This window comes from Simiduia aestuariiviva (genome assembly GCF_014192475.1).
GTDB classification, from domain to species: Bacteria; Pseudomonadota; Gammaproteobacteria; order Pseudomonadales; family Cellvibrionaceae; genus Simiduia; species Simiduia aestuariiviva.
The window spans coordinates 1,206,249-1,224,921 of sequence record NZ_JACHXZ010000001.1; the positions used below are offsets into that span (position 1 = coordinate 1,206,249).

Annotated in this window: 14 protein-coding genes; 9 read left to right on the forward strand and 5 right to left on the reverse strand. The window is 57.5% G+C overall.

The window, feature by feature from the left end; translation table 11 throughout:
* Window positions 1-77: 77 nt before the first annotated feature.
* The gene (locus FHS30_RS05350) at window positions 78-686 is read left to right on the forward strand and encodes an FMN-binding protein (RefSeq protein ID WP_221197135.1); all 609 of its coding nucleotides are present in this window, start codon (window positions 78-80) and stop codon (window positions 684-686) included.
* Window positions 623-1,363, forward strand: coding sequence for a hypothetical protein (locus FHS30_RS05355; protein ID WP_183909037.1), 741 nt, complete (start codon window positions 623-625; stop codon window positions 1,361-1,363). Before FHS30_RS05350 ends, FHS30_RS05355 begins: the two co-directional genes overlap by 64 nt.
* Window positions 1,364-1,370: 7 nt before the next feature.
* Here the strand turns inward: FHS30_RS05355 and FHS30_RS05360 are convergent, their stop codons facing one another.
* The 4 genes from FHS30_RS05360 to FHS30_RS05375 form a co-directional block, all read right to left on the reverse strand.
* Window positions 1,371-2,510, reverse strand: a complete 1,140-nt coding sequence (locus FHS30_RS05360; protein ID WP_183909039.1) for a substrate-binding periplasmic protein — start codon at window positions 2,508-2,510, stop codon at window positions 1,371-1,373.
* Between the two features lie 76 nt (window positions 2,511-2,586).
* Window positions 2,587-3,711, reverse strand: a complete 1,125-nt coding sequence (locus FHS30_RS05365; protein ID WP_183909041.1) for a M14 family metallopeptidase — start codon at window positions 3,709-3,711, stop codon at window positions 2,587-2,589.
* Between the two features lie 41 nt (window positions 3,712-3,752).
* Window positions 3,753-4,118, reverse strand: a complete 366-nt coding sequence (locus tag FHS30_RS05370) for a glycine zipper family protein (RefSeq protein WP_183909043.1) — start codon at window positions 4,116-4,118, stop codon at window positions 3,753-3,755.
* A 74-nt stretch (window positions 4,119-4,192) separates the two neighbouring features.
* Window positions 4,193-5,662, reverse strand: coding sequence for an aminoacyl-histidine dipeptidase (locus FHS30_RS05375; protein ID WP_183909045.1), 1,470 nt, complete (start codon window positions 5,660-5,662; stop codon window positions 4,193-4,195).
* Between the two features lie 262 nt (window positions 5,663-5,924).
* Between FHS30_RS05375 and FHS30_RS05380 the strand changes: the two genes are divergently transcribed.
* On the forward strand, window positions 5,925-8,702 hold the full coding sequence (locus FHS30_RS05380) for a protein kinase domain-containing protein (RefSeq protein WP_183909047.1): 2,778 nt from the start codon (window positions 5,925-5,927) through the stop codon (window positions 8,700-8,702).
* A gap of 24 nt (window positions 8,703-8,726) precedes the next feature.
* The gene (locus tag FHS30_RS05385) at window positions 8,727-9,512 is read left to right on the forward strand and encodes a hypothetical protein (protein WP_246341134.1); all 786 of its coding nucleotides are present in this window, start codon (window positions 8,727-8,729) and stop codon (window positions 9,510-9,512) included.
* Window positions 9,513-9,604: 92 nt separating this feature from the next.
* Here the strand turns inward: FHS30_RS05385 and FHS30_RS05390 are convergent, their stop codons facing one another.
* Window positions 9,605-11,572 carry a dipeptidyl-peptidase 5 gene (locus FHS30_RS05390; protein WP_183909049.1) on the reverse strand — a complete coding sequence of 656 codons (1,968 nt, stop codon included), beginning with the start codon at window positions 11,570-11,572 and terminating at the stop codon, window positions 9,605-9,607.
* 173 nt (window positions 11,573-11,745) lie between these two features.
* On the opposite strand from FHS30_RS05390, the gene FHS30_RS05395 reads away from it, so the two are divergent.
* From FHS30_RS05395 to eno, 5 genes are all read left to right on the forward strand, one after another.
* On the forward strand, window positions 11,746-13,146 hold the full coding sequence (locus tag FHS30_RS05395; protein ID WP_183909057.1) for a phospholipid carrier-dependent glycosyltransferase: 1,401 nt from the start codon (window positions 11,746-11,748) through the stop codon (window positions 13,144-13,146).
* Between the two features lie 87 nt (window positions 13,147-13,233).
* Entirely contained in the window at window positions 13,234-14,580 is a 1,347-nt protein-coding gene (tilS, locus tag FHS30_RS05400; RefSeq protein ID WP_183909059.1) for a tRNA lysidine(34) synthetase TilS, read from the forward strand.
* A gap of 247 nt (window positions 14,581-14,827) precedes the next feature.
* Window positions 14,828-16,456 carry a CTP synthase gene (pyrG, locus tag FHS30_RS05405; protein WP_183909061.1) on the forward strand — a complete coding sequence of 543 codons (1,629 nt, stop codon included), beginning with the start codon at window positions 14,828-14,830 and terminating at the stop codon, window positions 16,454-16,456.
* Between the two features lie 11 nt (window positions 16,457-16,467).
* Window positions 16,468-17,316 carry a 3-deoxy-8-phosphooctulonate synthase gene (kdsA, locus tag FHS30_RS05410; RefSeq protein WP_183909063.1) on the forward strand — a complete coding sequence of 283 codons (849 nt, stop codon included), beginning with the start codon at window positions 16,468-16,470 and terminating at the stop codon, window positions 17,314-17,316.
* A 55-nt stretch (window positions 17,317-17,371) separates the two neighbouring features.
* Window positions 17,372-18,661 (forward strand): phosphopyruvate hydratase, encoded by a 1,290-nt coding sequence (gene eno / locus FHS30_RS05415; RefSeq protein WP_183909065.1) that lies wholly within the window; start codon window positions 17,372-17,374, stop codon window positions 18,659-18,661.
* The last annotated feature ends 12 nt before the right edge of the window (window positions 18,662-18,673 follow it).

Genomic DNA, 18,673 nt, shown 5'->3' on the forward strand with positions numbered 1-18,673 from the left:
CGCAGCTGCTGTCGAGTTTTCGGCAGTGGCTGTTTGCACGTTCAGGGTTTGGCTTACTTCGTGAGATGATGCACCCCATGATTGCGAATGCGTTACGCACACTGTTGATCCTTGCCACCTTGGTGGTTGCCCCGCTGGCACAGGCGCAGCGCGGGGTGTTTTTGACGGTGGACGACTTCCTTGCCCAGCACTTTGAGGTGCCGCCGGTGAGCGAAAGCTTTTGGTTGTCTGGGGAGCAAAAAGCGATTGCCGAAGAAATTTTGCAGCGCCCGCCGGGCTTGCGCGCGCGCTATTTTCGCGCCGGCCCTCGCACGGCGTGGGTGCTGGAAGAAATTGGCAAGGAGCTGCCCATCACCGTGGGTGTGGTGGTAGAGCGGGATCAGGTGGTCAGTTTAGAGGTGCTCGAATACCGTGAAGTGCGCGGTGGTGAGGTGCGCTACGGGAGTTTTACGGCGCAATTCGACGGCGCGCGTCTGCTGGCGCAGGGCCAGCGGCTCGATCGACACATCGATGGCATTTCGGGCGCCACATTATCCGTGCGCGCGCTGCAAAAGATCGCTAGACTTGCGCTCTATTTTCACCAACAAACCGAGGCGGCTCACGCCGAAATACCGCCATCAACATGCTCAGAAAAACTTGGCGACCCATCCTGTGGCGCTGGCACAAACGGATCGGCCTCGCGCTAATATTGCTGCTTTTTTGGCTATCGGTCACCGGCATCTTCCTCAATCACACCGATGACTTGGATTTGGCTGAGCAGCCGCTTGGTCACTCACTGCTGTTAAAACTGTACGGTATCGAACAGCCACAGGTAATTAGCTATGGCGTTGGGCCGTCGGCATGGCTGTCACTGGCGGGCGACATGTTGTACTGGAATGACGTCAAACTCACCCGCTGCGCACCGGGGGCGTTCAGCGCAGTGGCCATTGCAGAGCATTTGATTTTGGCGACTTGTGGACAAGCGCTGTTGCTCTTGTCTGATGGTCAAATTGCCGAGCGTTTGGGGGCCAGCTACGGCACGCCGCAGCCTCTGGGAACGCTGGGGCGGTGCGATGCAACGCTGTGCATGCAAAGCGGATCACAGCGCTATTTACTGGATTTTGATCAACTGCGTTGGTACCGTACCGAAAGCCCCCTAGAAATCACCTTAGTGCCATCGGAGCCGCCCTTAGCGCTGCGCGACACATTGAACAAGCAATGGTTGACCACCGACGTGAATTGGGAGCGACTGATGTTGGACTTGCACGCGGGTCGCAGCTTTGGGTTAGGCCCCTGGCTAATGGATGGCGTTGCCATTTTGATAATGGTGCTATCGCTCAGTGGCTTGGGTATTTGGTTGGCGGGTCGCAAGCGCCGCCGTTAAATGTTGGTCACTCGGGCGCCATCAGGCGGTCCATGCGCAAGCCCACCGAAATAACACCCAACGCGGTGGTATTGTCGAGCACCGGCCAAGCCACGTGAGCAATGAATTGCCGGGTGGATTGGTCGTAGTGAATCGGCGCTATCCAATATGCATCTGCGTCAAGATCGATACTCTTTAAATACTTTGCCTCATCACCTTGCCAGTAGTCGGTGGTTTTTTCTGCTGACGCGATGACTTCACCCCGCTTGCCCATGACGATAATTTCCGCGATGTTGGGGTTATCTTTATGCAGTACTTTTAATTTTTGCACGAGTGATTGCACGATGAAACCTGCCGCTTCGAGGCGCGTGCTGGGCCAGTGCGATTCGCGCAGGATTATGTCGTTGTCGCTGACGGGTGTGTGCTCGTGCAGGCTTTGTTTAACCATATCTGTCAATGTCTTGCGCAGGCTTGCAATGTACTGGGTTGCAGTGCGTTGTTCGTCATCCGTGAGCTGCATGTTGTTGCGACCGCACTGGTCGGTCAGTTGGTTGATGTGGCTGTGGCCAGCGGCGTAGGATTTGTGCAGCGCGATATAGAGCGGAACAAACCGCAAAAAAGTGCGCTGCCAATGTTGCGTGTCAATTTTATCTCGCTGACTCAAGTAATCGACGGTCTTTTGATCCGCGATAAATCGGTCGATGCGCCCCTGTTGCATCAATTTAATCAATTGACTTTCATCGGTTACCAGCAGCGTGGGCTCCATTGCGTTGTCCAGCAGCCAGCGGTGCTCATTGCTGCCGCGCACTACGCCAATGCGCGAGCCTTGAGCGGCGCGGTTGCTGATCCACTGCCAGCGCTCAATGACTATGGGGGTGGTGAGCAGGCCATCGGCGGGCGCGGCCATCACCGGAAACAGCACCTGTGCGCGGCCGGTGTTGAAATTATTGATTGCGCGCGCCCGGGGCACGGCGCGGATTTGCCAGCGTGCGTTGAGCGCGAGCTTAATGCACTTGACGGTGTCCGTGGTGCTGCCGTGCAGTTCACCATCGATGAGCATTTGGTAGGGAGGGTGGATACTGGTGTTGGCAACCAATTCCTTGGCAGTCGCACCGATTGACAGCGACAACGTAGGCAGCGCGAGGAGCAATCCAATCACTGACTTCATGGGTGATTTCCTGGTGTGCGTTGTTAAAGACCCAACGCACACCAGCAGTAGTCAGATATTAGGCGCCGTGGGGTTATTACCGCTTGCGTAGAAAGCCTAGCATGACGTCTAGATTTGATGCACCTAAATGTTTGCTGCGTGCCGGCGACCAACCCGTGGCGGGTTCGGGGGACTCCACGGTGTCTTTAAAGGGCATTTCCAGAGTCATCGCCAGGCAGTCAAAGGTGTGGGCAATGTAGTTGGTGCAAATGGTGAGGTTTGCCGTGCCGGGCTTATCCACTTCGTAACCCTTGGCGGTTTGGAAGTCGGGGTTGGTGTTCATGAGCGTGCGCTTGTAAAAGTCGAGCTCGGCCTGCTTGGCGTCGCTCCAGCTCTTGATGCCCTCTGCGCCGGCGATAAAGTTGTAGGGCAGGGCTTCGTCCCCGTGCACGTCGAGGCAAAAATCCACGCCCACGGCTTTCATTTTGTTGAGTACACACAATACCTCAGGGCTGGCTTCGGCCGTGGGGTTGAGCCACTCGCGGTTTAAATTGCTGCCCACGGCGTTGGTGCGCAGATGGCCGCGCCGGCTGCCATCGGGGTTCATGTTGGGTACCACGTAAAAGGTGGCGTTTGCCAAGGCTTCGCGGGCCACCGGGTCGTCTGAGTCGAGCAGCCGTTCCAGGAAACCTTCAATGCACCACTCGGCCATGGTCTCGCCTGGGTGTTGGCGGCCGATAACCCAATAGCGCTTTTTGCTGGGTGCTTCGTCGCCAATGATCAGCAGGTCCATGTCTTGGCCGTCGAGGGTGTAGCCCAAATGCTCGTAGGTGACGCGGCTGTCGGTGCTGGCCCAGCTGATCAGGTCTGCATGGCGCTCCATGGAGTAGGGCGCAAAATAGGCGAAGTAGATGTTGTTGCTGGCCGGCGTGTGGTTAATGGTCAAGGATTTGCCGTCGAACTGGGTGTCAACGCGAAACCAGTTTTCACGGTCGTAGGACGCCACCGCTTGATAGTCTTTAAAACCATCAACATAGGCGGCTTGGCCCGCGTTGGTGATGTTCAATTTGCAGGCTTGGCCCTCGGCACCGGTAAGGCGAAAGTAAAACCACTGATAAAAATCAGATTGGTTGTCTTTGCGAATGGCGAGCTGGATATCGGAAGCCGATGTGCATGAAATGACTTCGATATTGCCGGCGTCAAACTGGCTGCTGATCTGCATAACAAAAAGGTCCTGTTAACTGAGTATTGAGCGCCTGAGCGCTAATTTAGAACGCGATAGCCGCGCCCACGCAGGCAGTTTTTCACCACCTGTTGTTTTTCTTGGCGACCACTCGCCGCGCCTCTGGCCGCGCCGGTGACGGCGCCTGCACCGGCCCCGCGTTGGGCGCCTTTAGTGCCGTTTAATACCGCGCCTATTGCACCGCCGACAACGGCACCGGCGGCAGCGCCACCGGCTACTTTACCACCGGTGTTTACCTCTTGTGCGTAAGCGCGACACTCGCCCAAGTCTTGTCGATATTGGACCATGTCGATGCCTTGGGTATCCACAATGGGTTTATTGCGGGCGCAGCCCGACAGCGCCAATAGGGATAGTCCAACTGCCAATAATTTCAAGCGTGTGTTCATTTTGGGTTCCAATGTCTAGTGGGTAACCCTAATACAACGTTGGCGCCGGCAGGAGGTTGACCTGACGGTGCAGTTTATCCTCGCTCTGGCACCGCGGCCAGACCCGCCACCAGACAGTCCCAAAAGGCCGCTACCGAGGGAATGTGCACGCGCTCGTCGGGTGAGTGGGCGCCGCGAATGGTGGGGCCAAAGGAGATCATGTCCCAGTGGGGGTAGATCGCACCCAGTAGACCACACTCCAGCCCCGCGTGAATGACCTTCACCGCCGGTTCGACGCCGTACTTTTCGGCATAGACCGCGCGCATTTGCGCCAACAGGGTCGAGTCCATGTTGGGCGCCCAGCCCGGATAGGCGCCATCTAACTCGATATCCGCGTCGATGAGCTGGAAGTGGCGCGCAATATTGGCGGCGAGGTCATCGCGCGCCTGATCCATGAGGCTGCGCACCAAACACTGCACCGTTAGGCCACCGTTTTCCATGCTCACTGACGCCAAATTGTTGGAGGTTTCCACCACGCCGGGCAGGTGCTGGCTCATGCGCAGGGCGCCGTGGGGACAGGTGAGCAAGGCGCTGACAAACTGGCGCGTGTGACTGGCCGAGAGGGCTTGTGGCACGTCGTCGGCGCTCTCTAAGCTGAGCAGCATGTGGGTTTCAAGGTCACCATACTGAGCGATGAGATCGGCTTTAAATTTGCCAAAGGCGGCCTGCACTGCATCGGCTAAGCTCGCGGGCACGGCAAAGGTGGCCGAGGCGTCGCGGGCGATGGCGTTGCGCAGGGTGCCGCCCTGAAAGCTCACCAATTGCACGGGCAGCGCATCGGATAACCGGGCGATAAACAGCGCGACACATTGATTGGCGTTGGCGCGGCCGAGATTGATGTCCAGACCTGAGTGACCGCCCAGCAGACCGCTGACGCTGAGGCTGAGGCCGCAGTAATGATCTGCGACCGGCTGCCACTCGCAGGCGACGTGGGCACTGACATCGATGCCGCCGGCGCAGCCCACGTAGAGTTCGCCTTCGTCTTCCGTGTCGAGGTTAAACAGCAGCTCGCCTTCGAGCAGGTCGGGGCTGAGACCCTTGGCACCGGTCATGCCGGCTTCCTCGTCGATGGTAAACAACGCTTCGAGCGGACCGTGCGCCACCGTGTCACTTTCCATGATGGCCAGTATGGCGGCGACGCCAATGCCGTTATCGGCGCCCAAGGTGGTGTCTACTGCGGTGACCCAGTCACCGTCGATGACCGTTTGAATGGGGTCGCGGGTAAAATCGTGGTTCGAGCCCTGACTTTTTTGCGGCACCATATCCAAATGGCTTTGCAAGATCGCGCCCCGCCGATTTTCCATGCCCGCGGTGGCGGGTTTACGCACAATGACGTTGCCCACTGAATCGCGCAATAACGTCAGGCTGTGGCGCTTGGCAAAGGCCTCAATGGTGTCGATAACGGCCGCTTCGTGTCCCGAGGGGCGGGGCGTATCGCACAGCATTTGGAAGTGGCGCCACAGGGCTTGAGGTAGCAATTCGGAGAGGTTTGCACGTTGAGTCATGGGCTTCCTGTAATAGTGTCGCAGCAAAAATAGCGGGCATTGTGCTGATTGAGGGGACGAATAAATAGCCTTGAGCCCCAATGCGCCACGAATCTGATCGTTTATTGTGCAGGCCTGCTGAAATCCTGAGCAGCATTAATTCGCGGGCCCACCCGGTATTTGACTAAACTGATGCAACACGGCATAAAGACCCACGGCGGCGCGCAACTGACTGAGCCTCCACATGCCAAGCCGACAGGCACAAGTAGAACTATAAGGCCTCATGGACATACCGGGTTATAAAATCATCGATCGGCTGGGGCAGGGCGGCATGGCGACTGTCTACCTCGCCATTCAAGAGAGCTTCGAGCGCGAGGTGGCACTGAAAGTGTTGCTGCCGGAGTTGCTGCGAGACCCCGCTTTTGGCGAGCGTTTTTTACGCGAGGCGAAAATCGTTTCGCGCTTGGTGCACCCCAACATTGTGACCGTGTATGACGTGGGCGTGCAGGGCGACCACCACTACTTGTCCATGGAGTATGTGCCGGGCCAAGACCTCAAGCAGCTGCGCACAAAACTGACCCGAGCCGAGGGGCTGCAAGTGGTCAAGGATATCGCCCGCGCCCTCGACTACGCCGCCCGCAAAGGTTATGTGCACCGCGATGTAAAACCCGAAAACATCATGCTGCATGAAGAAGATGGGCGCGCCGTGCTCATGGATTTTGGCATTGCGCGCCCCACCGATGTGGCCAGCGGCATGACCCAGACGGGCACGGCCATCGGCACGCCGCACTACATGAGCCCCGAGCAGGCAAAGGGCAAGCCGGTTGATGCGCGCTCTGATATCTACAGCTTAGGCGTGGTGCTATTTCAATTAATTACCGGGCGCGTGCCCTACGACGCCGACTCCGCCGTGGCGGTGGGCATCAAGCACGTGGCCGAGCCCATCCCCCGTTTACAGGCACCCTTTGCGGTGTTCCAGCCCATCGTCAATCGCGTGCTGGCCAAAAATCCAGACAACCGCTACCAAACGGGCGCTGAGTTGGTGGAGGATTTGAATCAAATCGATGCGGATGATTTGCGGCGCGTCGATGAGCTAATCGATTTGGCGGCGCAGCGCTTGGAACACGCCGACCTGGACGCGCCGACGGTGGTGAGTCAGGTGGGCGATACGCTCGCCACCTCGGCGGCACAGGCAGCGGCCGACGCAGATGATTATGACGCGGTGGAGTCCGACGCCGTGGCGCAGCACTGGCCGCAGTCGGGGCAGGGCACGCCGGTGCAGTCTATTGGTGTGAATCGATCGCAAAACCCCTTTGGCGCCAGCCACTGGCTGCGCAATACGATCTTGTTAGCGGTTATTGTGTCGGTGTTGCTGTTCAGCTTTCGACAATCTCTGCCCGCGCCTTGGCCGGCCACAATAACCCAGTGGCACCACAGCGCCCTCGATTGGGCCAAGGCTCAGTCGCTGCCCTTGTCTGAACCACAGTGGCGCTGGCTCTATCAGTTGGGTGGCGCCGAATGGCCACAGGTGGAACAGGCCGTAGTTCACGGTGACATCGCGGATAAAACACCGCCTCAGTCAAGCGACGATGCCGCTGGGCAAACACCCGTTGCTGCCAAGCCGGCAACGCCGCAGCCAACGTCCGCACAAAGTGCGCGCACGCAAGGCCTCGATGCGGTGTTGGCCGATACCCGCCCCGTGTTATCGGAACAGGGGTTGCGCGCGCGCGCGACCATGACGCCCGAACCGCAGCCTACACCGCTAGCTAAAACTGAGACGGCGGCCTCGGCTATCGATGCGCCTGCAGCCAGTGCTGAAACTGCGCCGGCGCGCGCGGCGGCTTTGCAGGCTGCAATGGCCGATGACCTCACGCAGGCAGCGCCATTGTCCGCGTTTTACCGCGACCTGGCCGACCAGCCTGATCAGCAGGCGCTGCTGGCGGCGGGGCAGGATTGGGTGGTGGATTTTTACCAGCGGGCCATTGCCACCGCAGAGTCGGCGCAAAACCCTGAGCTGGTGCAAACACTGCTGGATTCATGGCAGACGCATTTTGGCGCTTGGGTGGATGCTGATACGGTGCAGGCCGTGCAAGCGCGGGTGGCTCAACGGGCGCGCCGCGAAGCCTTGCTGAATCAGGCGCAGTCCTACCTTGCCGCCAATGCGCTCTCGTCGCCAGCGTCCGGCAACGCGGTGGATACCTACCGCACCTTGCTGGAGGAATTTCCCGATTCAGCGGAGGCGCAGGCCGGATTGCGCGCAGTGGCCGAGCGATACGCACAGCTGGCTCAAGCAAAGTTAACCAACGCCGATTGGCGCAATGCCAAGGCATTGGCCACCCGTGGCTTGACCGTGCAAAAGGATCATCAAGGGTTGCGCGCGATTATTGGTCAAGCCAATGCAATGCAGGCGGCAGATCGGGCGAAGGCAGAGCGCATAGCGGAATTAAACCGCTTGGCGACGGCGGCGGAGCAGGCGGGCAATCGCTATGGTGCCGAGGGGGCCTTGGCACACTATCAAGCGATTTTGGCACTCGATTCGAGCCATGAATCGGCGCTGGCCGCGGTGGACAATGCCATTGCCAATACGCGCACACAGGTCAATGAATTCATTGCGCAGCGGCGTTTCGATCAGGCGCAGCAAACTTTTGACATGGCCCGCCAGCGACTGCCCGATCACCCACAGATTCAAGCCTTGGGCCGCACCCTGTCTGCGGCCATTGAGGCGGCCATGCCGCGCATAGATCTAGTGCGCATTGGCGCCCAAGCGACGGTGGCGTTTAGCGATCGACAGCCGGTGGTGCAGGGGGTCGAACGCACCTTGTATATCGGCATGAAATTTCATAATTTTGATGAAACTGCAGTGGTCCAAGCGATTTTGATGGACGGTGCGCGGGCCATACAGATTGCGCAAGTGCCCGTGGTCGTCAGTGGCGCCCAAGGGGAGAAAATTTTCCGTATCGACCGCCCGGTGGAGGGATTCGCCAAGGGCGGCTATAACTTGGACTTGATGCTGGACAATCAATTGTTGCTCAGCCAGCATTTTCAAATCGATAACCCCTAACGTTGTTTTCAACAGGAGACTGATATGCGACTCATGCTCCGAGTCTGCGCCATCACCGCGTTGTGCGTGTTAACTGCCGCCTGCCAAGCGCCAAAAAATATTCAGCAATTGCAGCAGCAAAACCAAAATTTGGCTGCGGAATTGGCGACAGCACGCGCCAATATTGCGCAATTACAGCAGCGCGAACAGGCCTTAGAGGCAGATGTGGCCGAATTAAATCGGGTCATGAATGTGCTGGGTACGGAAAAGTCGTCGCGCGTGCAGGAGTCGTCACAACTGCGGGGCTTGATGCGCAGTTTTGTGCAGGATCAAATTGATTTGTTGAAAGATTTTTTAGTTAAAGGGGATCTGCTCGATTACGTGGGCGGCGAGTTGGTGACGCGCAATGGCATCGCAGATAAACCCGATCAACAGTTGCTGCTGGTCGATTTGCAAAACCCATTGCCCAGCGAAGGTGTGCTCACTGGCGTGGGCGCCTACTTTACGATGCCAGGCAGTTTTCGGGTAAAAGTGTTGCGGCGCGTGGACGCGAATTTAGTGGTGGTGTGGGAGAGCAAATTGCTACCCGTGGCGCAAGCGGGTAAGCAGCGCATTAACTTCCCGGTGAGTGTGGGCGTCGAGCGGGGCGATCTGCTGGCGTATTATTTTCCCAATCAGGTCAATGCAGCAGTGGATGCGGGCACGGGTGACACGCGCACCTATGACGGCGATCTTGCCTTGGGTAAAACCTTGGCGGTGCGCTCGTTGGATAACGCCAAGCAAAAGCGCGCCTACTCCTTGGGCGTGTACGGCTTGTTAAAAACGCCTTAACACAAACTCTCGGTTTTTTTACAGGCGCCCATTGAGGCGCCTGTTTTGTTTGGGCTGTAACTGTTTGCCGCGCGAGCAGTGTCGCAGTGCAATTAATCTACAAACGAAAAGTCGGCGCGCTTAGGCTGTACGTCAAAACCAAATAATGCGCCGTAAAAATTCAGTTCCAGTTCGAGTTGATCCACGATGGATTGCGCTTGGCGAAAACCGTGGCCCTCACTGGCAAAAGTGATGTGGGCGGTTTTGACGCCCTTCTCGGCGAGTGCAGCCACCATGGCCTCGGCCTGATTGGGGGGCACCACCTTATCTTCAAGCCCTTGAAAGAACGCCACCGGGCAGGTGAGCCGTTGCACGTGGAAAAGGGGTGAGCGCGCGCGATAGGTGGCCTCGCCCTCGGGCCAGGGGGCGATCAGAGAGTCTAGGTAGCGGGATTCAAATTTGTGTGTATCCGTGGCCAGTGCGGTGAGATCGCCAATGCCGTACAAACTGGTGCCGGCACAAAATAGGTCGCGAAAGGTCAACGCTGCGAGGACGGTATAACCGCCGGCGCTGCTGCCCTTTATGATCAGCCGCTCTGGGTCGGCCAGCCCTTGGTCCACTAAGTATTGCGCGCCGGCGCAGACGTCATCCACATCGTAGATGCCCCAGTGGCCACGCAGTCGATCCCGATAGGTGCGACCATAGCCGGTGCTGCCCCGGTAGTTCACATCCAGCACGGCAAATCCGCGGCTGGTCCAGTATTGAATTTTAAAATTGAGTGCGCTGCTGGTGGCTGCGGTGGGGCCGCCGTGACTCAACACAATGAGCGGCGGGCGTTCACTTTCGGGGCCCGTGCAGTGAGGGTGCGTTGGCGCATAGTAGAGGCCGTGGGCGTTGTCTGACTGGGTGGTGGGAAAGCACACGGCGCGGGGTTTACTGATAAATTCGGTGCCGATGGGATTGCTGACGGAGGCGCGTTCACAGTGCCATTGGTGCTGATCGAATCGCCATACGGCGCTGGCTTCCGATGCACTGGCGCCCAGTAAAATGACTTGGCCTTGGGCGCAGGCGACGTCGGCCATATCGGTGAGCGGTGTTGCGATAGGGTTCCATTCGGAGGCGGCCTGCCCGAGCACCAAGATGCCACAGTGCCATTGCCCCTGTTGGTTGTAGGTGGCGAACAACCGGCTGTCGTCGAGAAAGCCAAAGCACGACATGCCGAAGACCCACTGAGGGGTGGCAAATTCGGCGGCCATGGGCAGCAGCGCGCGCCAATCGGGGTCGGTAAATTGATACAGATTCCACCAGCCGCTGGCATCGTGGGCCACAATCAATTCACCGGCCGGTGACCAGAGCGGTTGAAAGCAACTGCAACCGGTTGGCGAAATAATCCGCGTTGACTCAGTGGCGCCCTGGGCATCAAGAGTGGCTAAGCTCAGATCCGTTTGATCCCACGGCATGTTTGGGTGGTTCCAGCTCAGCCACGCGAGCTTGTTGCCGCAGGGGCTCAGGGCAGGGCTGGCATAGAAGTCTGCCCCTGTGGCGAGGCTGTGGATTTGGCCGTCGACCAAATCGATGGCCACGAGGCGGTGCTCGGGTTCATCGGTGCCGTTGTGTCGCTCTTGTACGGCGATGAGCCGGTTGCGCTGGGCGTCAAAACACACATCGGCGAAGCGGCTGTGTTCCGCAAAGGTCAGTTGTGTCGGCGGGTTGGTAGCGTTTGCTGCTGTGGTTCGCGGGTTGGACGCTTGGTGGGTTTGTGAGAGCGTCTGCTGGTAGATTTGTTGATCATCGCCGTTCACAAAGAAAACCTGCGCACCCGATACCGTGTAGTCGCCGCCGCCGTATTCATTCACTTTGCTGCGCACGCTAACGCCGGGGGGCGTAATATCTTGCGCGCTGCCGCCGAAGGGTTGACGCACAAGCACCGTGCGGCCTTGTTCTGCGGGGCGCGACTCCAGCCACCAACTGGCCTCCTGATCGATATAGGGCAGGGCAAGCCGGACACCGCCTTGCGTCAACAGGCTTGCTTGAATGGGGGACGGCCAGCTGCCGTAAGGTAGGGATTGCATTGACGTCATGACGGCATATCCTGATAGCGTAGTGGGTCAGCGGGTAATAGGTTGTGGTGGCCACAGACTGTAATCAAGTTGAGCGCCACCTGCCATGTAGTGCATGAGAAAAATTCCAAACTGCGCGCAAAACAATAACAAGACACGCGTAAAAAAATAAATAGCAACAGGGGCAACGCTAAGTGGCAGACAATATGCACAACGCCAATACCGTGCGCTATGACGCCTGGTTAGCGCGCTACTTTTACTGGCTATTAGTGGGTGTGCTATTGCTTGCCGCTACATTGCGATTTTGGCAATTGGACGCGGTTGCCACGGCATATTTCGATGAAATTAATGTTCCACAGTTTGGTTACGCGCTGCTCAACGACCTCCCACAAACCCCTTTTATGACTGCACATCCGCCATTGCCGCACTATTTATTTGCCGGTGCCATGGCGCTCTATTACCAGCTGCCGTGGGTGGCAGGGGCGGTGACTGATCCCTGGGCGGCAATCGACCCCTTGAGTTATCGTTGGTTGACCGCTGCCGCGGGGACCCTGTGTTGTCTGCTGCTGGCAATGTGTGTGCGCCGATTGGGCGGCAGCCCTGGCTGGGCACTGTTGGCCGCGGGCTGTGTGGCCATCGACGGCGCGTTAATTGTGGATTCGCGTACGGGGCTCAACAATATGTTGATGCTCACGCTGGGCCTGGCGGCGCTGTGGGCGTTTGCGGTGGCGTTGCAGCAGCGCTGGCGCTGGTTGCCGCTGTTGGTCTGTGGCGTCTTGCTGGGTGCAACTGTGGCCACCAAGTGGAATGGGTTGGGTTTTTGGCTGGTACCCGCCGCGTTAATGGTTGGGGCATTGTGTTATCAGTTTGGCGCTGGGCGCGCACTGTCGCCCAGTTTACCTTGGGTGACGCATGCGCAATGGCTGCGCTTAGTGGTGTGTTTGTGGCTGGTGCCTGCGGTGACCTATTGGCTTTTGTGGCAACCCTATTTGGCCCACGAGGCGCAGTGGGGTTTTATAGAAATTCATCAGCGCATGCAGGCCTTTCATACCCAAGAGGTGGGCGCGGCGGGGCACCCCTATTGTTCGGCCTGGTATCAATGGCCCTATCAAGGGAGGCCGATGAGCTACTTTTTTCAGCCCGAATCGCTGGCCGCTGGCGAGGGTTATCTCGCGATTCACCTGTTGGGCAATCCCTTTTTGTATCCCTTGAGTTGGTTGGCGGTGTTGGCGTTGACCCTGCGCGGCGGTCGCCAACTGTGGTGTTGTGCACGTCAATCTGGCGAGGCGCAGGTAGAGTTATTGGCGCTCGTCATACCCCTGGCATTTTGGGCCAATTGGCTGCCGTGGAGTCTGGTGGATCGTTGCCTTTTTAGCTATCACTATGAGCCGGCCAGTGTGTTCGCGTTCGCAGCGCTCGCCGGCGTGATGCTGCACCGGGATGGGCGACCCATGTCGCAGGCAGCGTGGCTTAGCGCAGGGCTGTGTCTCCTGGCGATCGTTTGGGCTGCGGTGTATTTTTTGCCGTTGGCACTGGGTCTGCCTTTGAGTCATGAGGCATTTTACGACCGCATGTGGCTGCGCGCATGGATCTAGGTGAGGGGTGTTGAAAGCGTGAACGGGGCCGCCTCGGTGCGTTACTATGCGTCTTTTCGCATTGCCTAACAGGTTGATTAATTTGCCATGATGCCAGATCACGGTTTACCCAGCGCCGGTGCGCCCCTTGCCCTGTCGGTTGAAGTGGTCAATCAGTTGGCCACAGTCGGCCCTATTTTTCTGGCATTTTCGGGTGGGCTAGATTCAACGGTGTTGTTGCACTTGCTGACATCCAGTGGCGTGCCGTTCACGGCGTTGCACATCAATCACCAGCTCTCGCCGAATGCAGATCAATGGCAACAGCATTGTGCGCGCGAGTGTGCGGCCTTGGCAGTGCCCTTTGAAGCTCATCGCGTTCACATCGACACCGGCGGACAGGGTTTAGAAGCCGCGGCCCGTGCCAGTCGCTACGCCGTGTTCGAAGCGGCGTTGGCTGCCGGTGGCGCACTGCTCACCGCCCATCACGTGGATGATCAAGCGGAGACCCTGCTCCTGCGCTTGGTGCGCGGTGCGGGGGTCGCCGGTTTGGGGGCTATGTCCAGCGAGCGACCACTGGGGCAGGGCGTGTTGATGCGGCCGCTGCTGGGTGCCAGTCGGGCTCAATTACAGGCCTATGCGCAGGCACATCAATTGCGCTGGATTGACGATGAAAGCAACGCCAACACGGCATTTGATCGGAATTTTTTACGGGCGCAAATCATGCCGCTCCTTCAAGAGCGCTGGCCCCAGCAGGCTGGTCGATTGGCGCAAGCGGCGACCCACTGCCGCGAGGCGACCCAACTGCTCACTGAGTTGGCGGAACAAGATGCAGCGGTTTTGCAGGCGCGCGACGAGTTGGTGGGGGTGTCGGTTTCGCTCGAGGGGTTGCGGCAATTGTCGAGTGCGCGCCAACGCAATGTGTTGCGTCATTGGCTGGCCCAGTGGCGGGTGGTGTTGAGCACGGAACACTTGGCGCTTTTGCGCCATCAGTGGTTGGCGTTGCCGACTGATGCACAGCCCGAATTGGTGGTTGAGGGCGGTCGCCTTGTGCGCTTTGCCGGGCGCGGTTTCTGGCTGCCCCATGTTGACCTAATACCGCCGGTGCCTGTTGACCTCTATCCAGACCAAGTGGTGGCCATTGGCGATTTACGCCTGTGTTTGCGGGCCAGCGATGCCACCGATCGGGGCCTGGCATTGCCCACGTGTGGCCACTGGCACCTGCGGCCCCGCGCCAGCGGTGAACGGTGCCACCCCAGTAGTAGAGCCCGATCGCAAACGCTTAAGAAATGTCTGCAGGAAAAAGGGCTCGCGCCCTGGTTGCGCCAGTGCGTGCCACTGATATGTGACTCAAGCGACCCCTCGGCCATTTGGGCTGTGGGTGATTTGTGGCGTGAACAGGCCGCGCCCACTGGCCCTTATGCCGTCCATTGGTGGCTTGAAAATCCGCATTGCTAATTGAGCACACAAGGCTTTTCTGGTAGTCTGGCGTCCCATCTCAAGGGTGGTGGCTCTCAATTCCCCCCAGTCGCAAAATTGATCGTCAGAAGGCACCGGATAACGGTAAGGCTTTCTGGCGTTTTGTGCATTTGTGTGGTGTGAGCCAGCCCCGGCGGGAAGTCTGTCCTCGACGGTCTACACTGCCAGCTGTCTTTAAACACCGCGGCGCCTTGGTGGCTGCACTTAGTTCTGGAAAAAGGTTCTCATGACCCGTTATATATTCGTTACCGGTGGCGTTGTCTCCTCATTGGGTAAAGGCATTGCCTCTGCTTCTCTGGGTGCGATTCTTGAAGCCCGTGGCCAGAAGGTCACCATCATGAAGTTAGACCCCTATATCAATGTGGACCCGGGCACCATGAGCCCATTCCAGCACGGTGAGGTGTATGTCACGAGTGATGGCGCCGAGACAGATTTGGACTTGGGGCACTATGAGCGCTTCTTAAAATCCCAAATGACCCGCCGCAACAACTTTACCACCGGGCGCGTGTACGAAACGGTGTTGCGTAAAGAGCGCCGCGGCGACTACTTGGGCGGCACCGTGCAGGTCATCCCCCACATTACCGATGAAATTAAACGTCGCGTGTTAGAGGGCGGTTCCGATTACGACATCGCCTTGGTAGAGATTGGCGGCACCGTCGGTGACATCGAATCCCAGCCCTTCTTGGAAGCGGTGCGCCAACTGAAGGTGGAGCTGGGTTCTAGCCGGGCCCTGTTAATTCACTTAACGCTGGTGCCTTACATCGCCACCGCCGGTGAAACCAAAACCAAACCTACTCAGCACTCGGTGAAAGAATTGCGCTCCATCGGTCTGCAGCCCGACGTGCTGTTGTGCCGCTCTGAGGTGGAAGTAGACGAAGATTCACGCCGTAAAATTTCGCTGTTCACCAATGTCGAAGCGCGCGCTGTTGTGCCGTTGCCCGACTGTGACACCATTTATCGCATTCCCGGTTTGTTGCAGGCGCACGGCTTGGACAACTTCGTCGCCGAGCGCTTTGGTTTAGATTGCCCGCCCGCGGATTTGTCCGAGTGGGACGCGGTGATCGATGGCAAGCTCAACCCCGCACGGGAAGTGACCGTGGCCATGGTGGGCAAGTACATGGATCTGTTGGATGCCTACAAATCGCTCAACGAATCCCTAAGCCACGCCGGCATTCACACCAAAACCAAAGTGAATGTGAATTACATCGACGCCGAAGATGTGGAAAAGCAAGGCACCGATTTGCTGGCCTCTGCGGATGCGATTCTCGTCCCCGGTGGATTTGGTGAGCGCGGCGTAGAAGGCAAGTTGATGGCGGTGCGCTATGCCCGTGAAAATAATGTGCCCTATTTGGGAATCTGCTTGGGCATGCAATCGGCGGTCATCGAATTTGCCCGCAATGTGTTGGGCTTAGAAGGCGCCAACTCCACAGAGTTTAATAAAAAAGCAGAGCACCCCGTGGTCGGCTTGATTACCGAGTGGATCGACAAGGAAGGCAAGCGCGAGACGCGCGATGAATCCTCCGATTTGGGTGGCACCATGCGCTTGGGAGCACAGGAGTGTCGCTTGGTATCTGGCTCAAAAATTCACGGTATCTACAATGCCGATGTAATTGTTGAACGCCACCGCCACCGCTTCGAAGTGAATAACAATTATGTAGACCTCCTGCAAAAGGCCGGTTTGAAAATTGGTGGCTGGTCGGCCGATGATACCTTGGTGGAAACCGTCGAAATTGAAGACCACCCGTGGTTCGTGGCGTGCCAGTTCCACCCGGAATTTACATCCAAGCCGCGCGAAGGGCACCCGCTGTTCACCAGTTATATCAAAGCCGCCATTGCGCACAGCACTAAGGCATAGGAGAGATACACATGGATAAAACCATTAAGGTTGGTGCGCTCACGGTTGCCAACAATGCGCCGTTTGTTTTGTTTGGCGGCATGAATGTGCTGGAATCGCGCGACATGGCCATGCAGGTGGCTGAAGCTTACGTTGAAGTTACTCAAAAGCTGGGTATTCCCTACGTCTTCAAGGCCTCGTTCGACAAGGCCAATCGCTCTTCCATCCACTCCTATCGTGGCCCTGGCATGGAAGCCGGCTTGAAAATATTTCAGGAAATTAAAGAAACATTCAAGGTGCCGGTCATTACCGACGTGCACGAAATTGAGCAGTGTCAGCCGGTGGCAGATGTTGCCGATGTGATTCAACTGCCGGCATTTCTGGCGCGCCAAACCGATTTGGTGCAAGCCATGGCTAACACCGGTGCCGTGATCAATATTAAAAAGCCGCAATTTTTAAGCCCATCGCAGATGAAGAACATCGTGGAAAAATTCCGCGAGTGTGGCAATGAAAACGTCATTCTGTGCGATCGGGGTACCTGTTTTGGTTACGACAACCTCGTGGTAGATATGCTGGGCTTTCGCACCATGAAAGAAGTCAGCGGCGGCGCTCCCGTAATTTTTGATGTGACCCACGCGCTCCAGTGTCGCGATCCATCCGGTGCCGCTTCAGGTGGTCGACGCCACCAAGTGGCCGAACTAGCGCGCAGTGGTATGGCGCTGGGACTAGCCGGATTGTTTTTGGAGGCGCACCCGAATCCTAACCAGGCAAAGTGCGACGGCCCCAGTGCCTTGCCGCTCGATAAACTTGAGCCATTTTTAGCCCAAGTGAAGGCGGTGGATGATCTGGTTAAAAATTTTCCCGATTTAACGATTGATTAAGAGCCCATAGAGGCTTCAACCATAACCTACGGAATGACAGCTGGAGTTTACACAGATGACAAAGATTGTTGACGTTCGCGCGTTTGAAGTACTGGATAGCCGCGGCAACCCCACCGTGAATGCGGACGTAATCTTAGATAGCGGAATAATTGGCACTGCCTGTGCGCCAAGTGGTGCCTCAACGGGTTCGCGCGAAGCGCTCGAGCTGCGCGATGGCGACAAGGCGCGTTATTTGGGCAAGGGTGTTTTAGCGGCGGTTGCCAATATCAACGGCACCATTAAAGAATTGTTAGTTGGCATGGACGTAGAAGATCAGCGCGCACTTGATGACGCCATGATTAACGCCGATGGCACGGAAAATAAATCAAAGCTGGGTGCCAATGCAATTTTGGCCGTTTCATTGGCGGCAGCTAAAGCTGCAGCGCAAGCGAAGGGCGTTCCACTCTATGCACATATTGCCGATATTAACGGCACTTCCGGTAAGTACTCCATGCCCGTACCGATGATGAATATCATCAACGGCGGTGAGCACGCCGACAACAACGTGGACATTCAAGAGTTCATGATTCAACCGGTCAAGGCCGCCACCTTTACCGAAGCGTTGCGTCAGGGCGCCGAAATTTTCCACGCGCTTAAGAAAGTATTGAGCGAGCGCGGTTTGAGCACGGCCGTGGGCGACGAGGGCGGATTCGCGCCCAATTTACCTTCTAACGAAGCCGCGCTGCAGGTAATTGCCGAAGCGGTGGCCTTAGCTGGCTACAAATTGGGTGAGGAAATCACCTTGGCTCTGGATTGTGCAGCTACCGAATTTTACCAAGACGGCAAGTACGATTTGGCCGGTGAAGGCAAAGTGTTTAGCGCACCGGAGTTTGCCGATTACCTCACGGGCCTGGCCAACAAATACCCAATTCTTTCCATTGAAGATGGCATGGACGAAAGCGACTGGGACGGCTGGGCCGACCTGACCCAAAAAGCCGGCGCCAAAGTTCAGCTGGTGGGCGATGATTTGTTCGTCACCAACACCAAAATTTTGCGTGAAGGCATCGAAAAGAACATCGCCAACTCCATTCTGATTAAGTTCAACCAGATTGGTTCGCTCTCCGAAACGTTGGATGCCATCAAAATGGCGCAGGATGCAGGCTATACCGCAGTTATTTCGCACCGATCCGGTGAAACGGAAGATACCACCATTGCCGATCTGGCCGTGGCGACTGCGGCGGGCCAAATCAAGACCGGTTCCCTGTGCCGCTCTGATCGCGTAGCCAAGTACAACCGCTTGATTCGCATCGAAGCCGAATTGGGTGCCAGTGCTCCCTACCGTGGTCGCGCCGAATTTAAGGCGTAATTGATCGCAGTC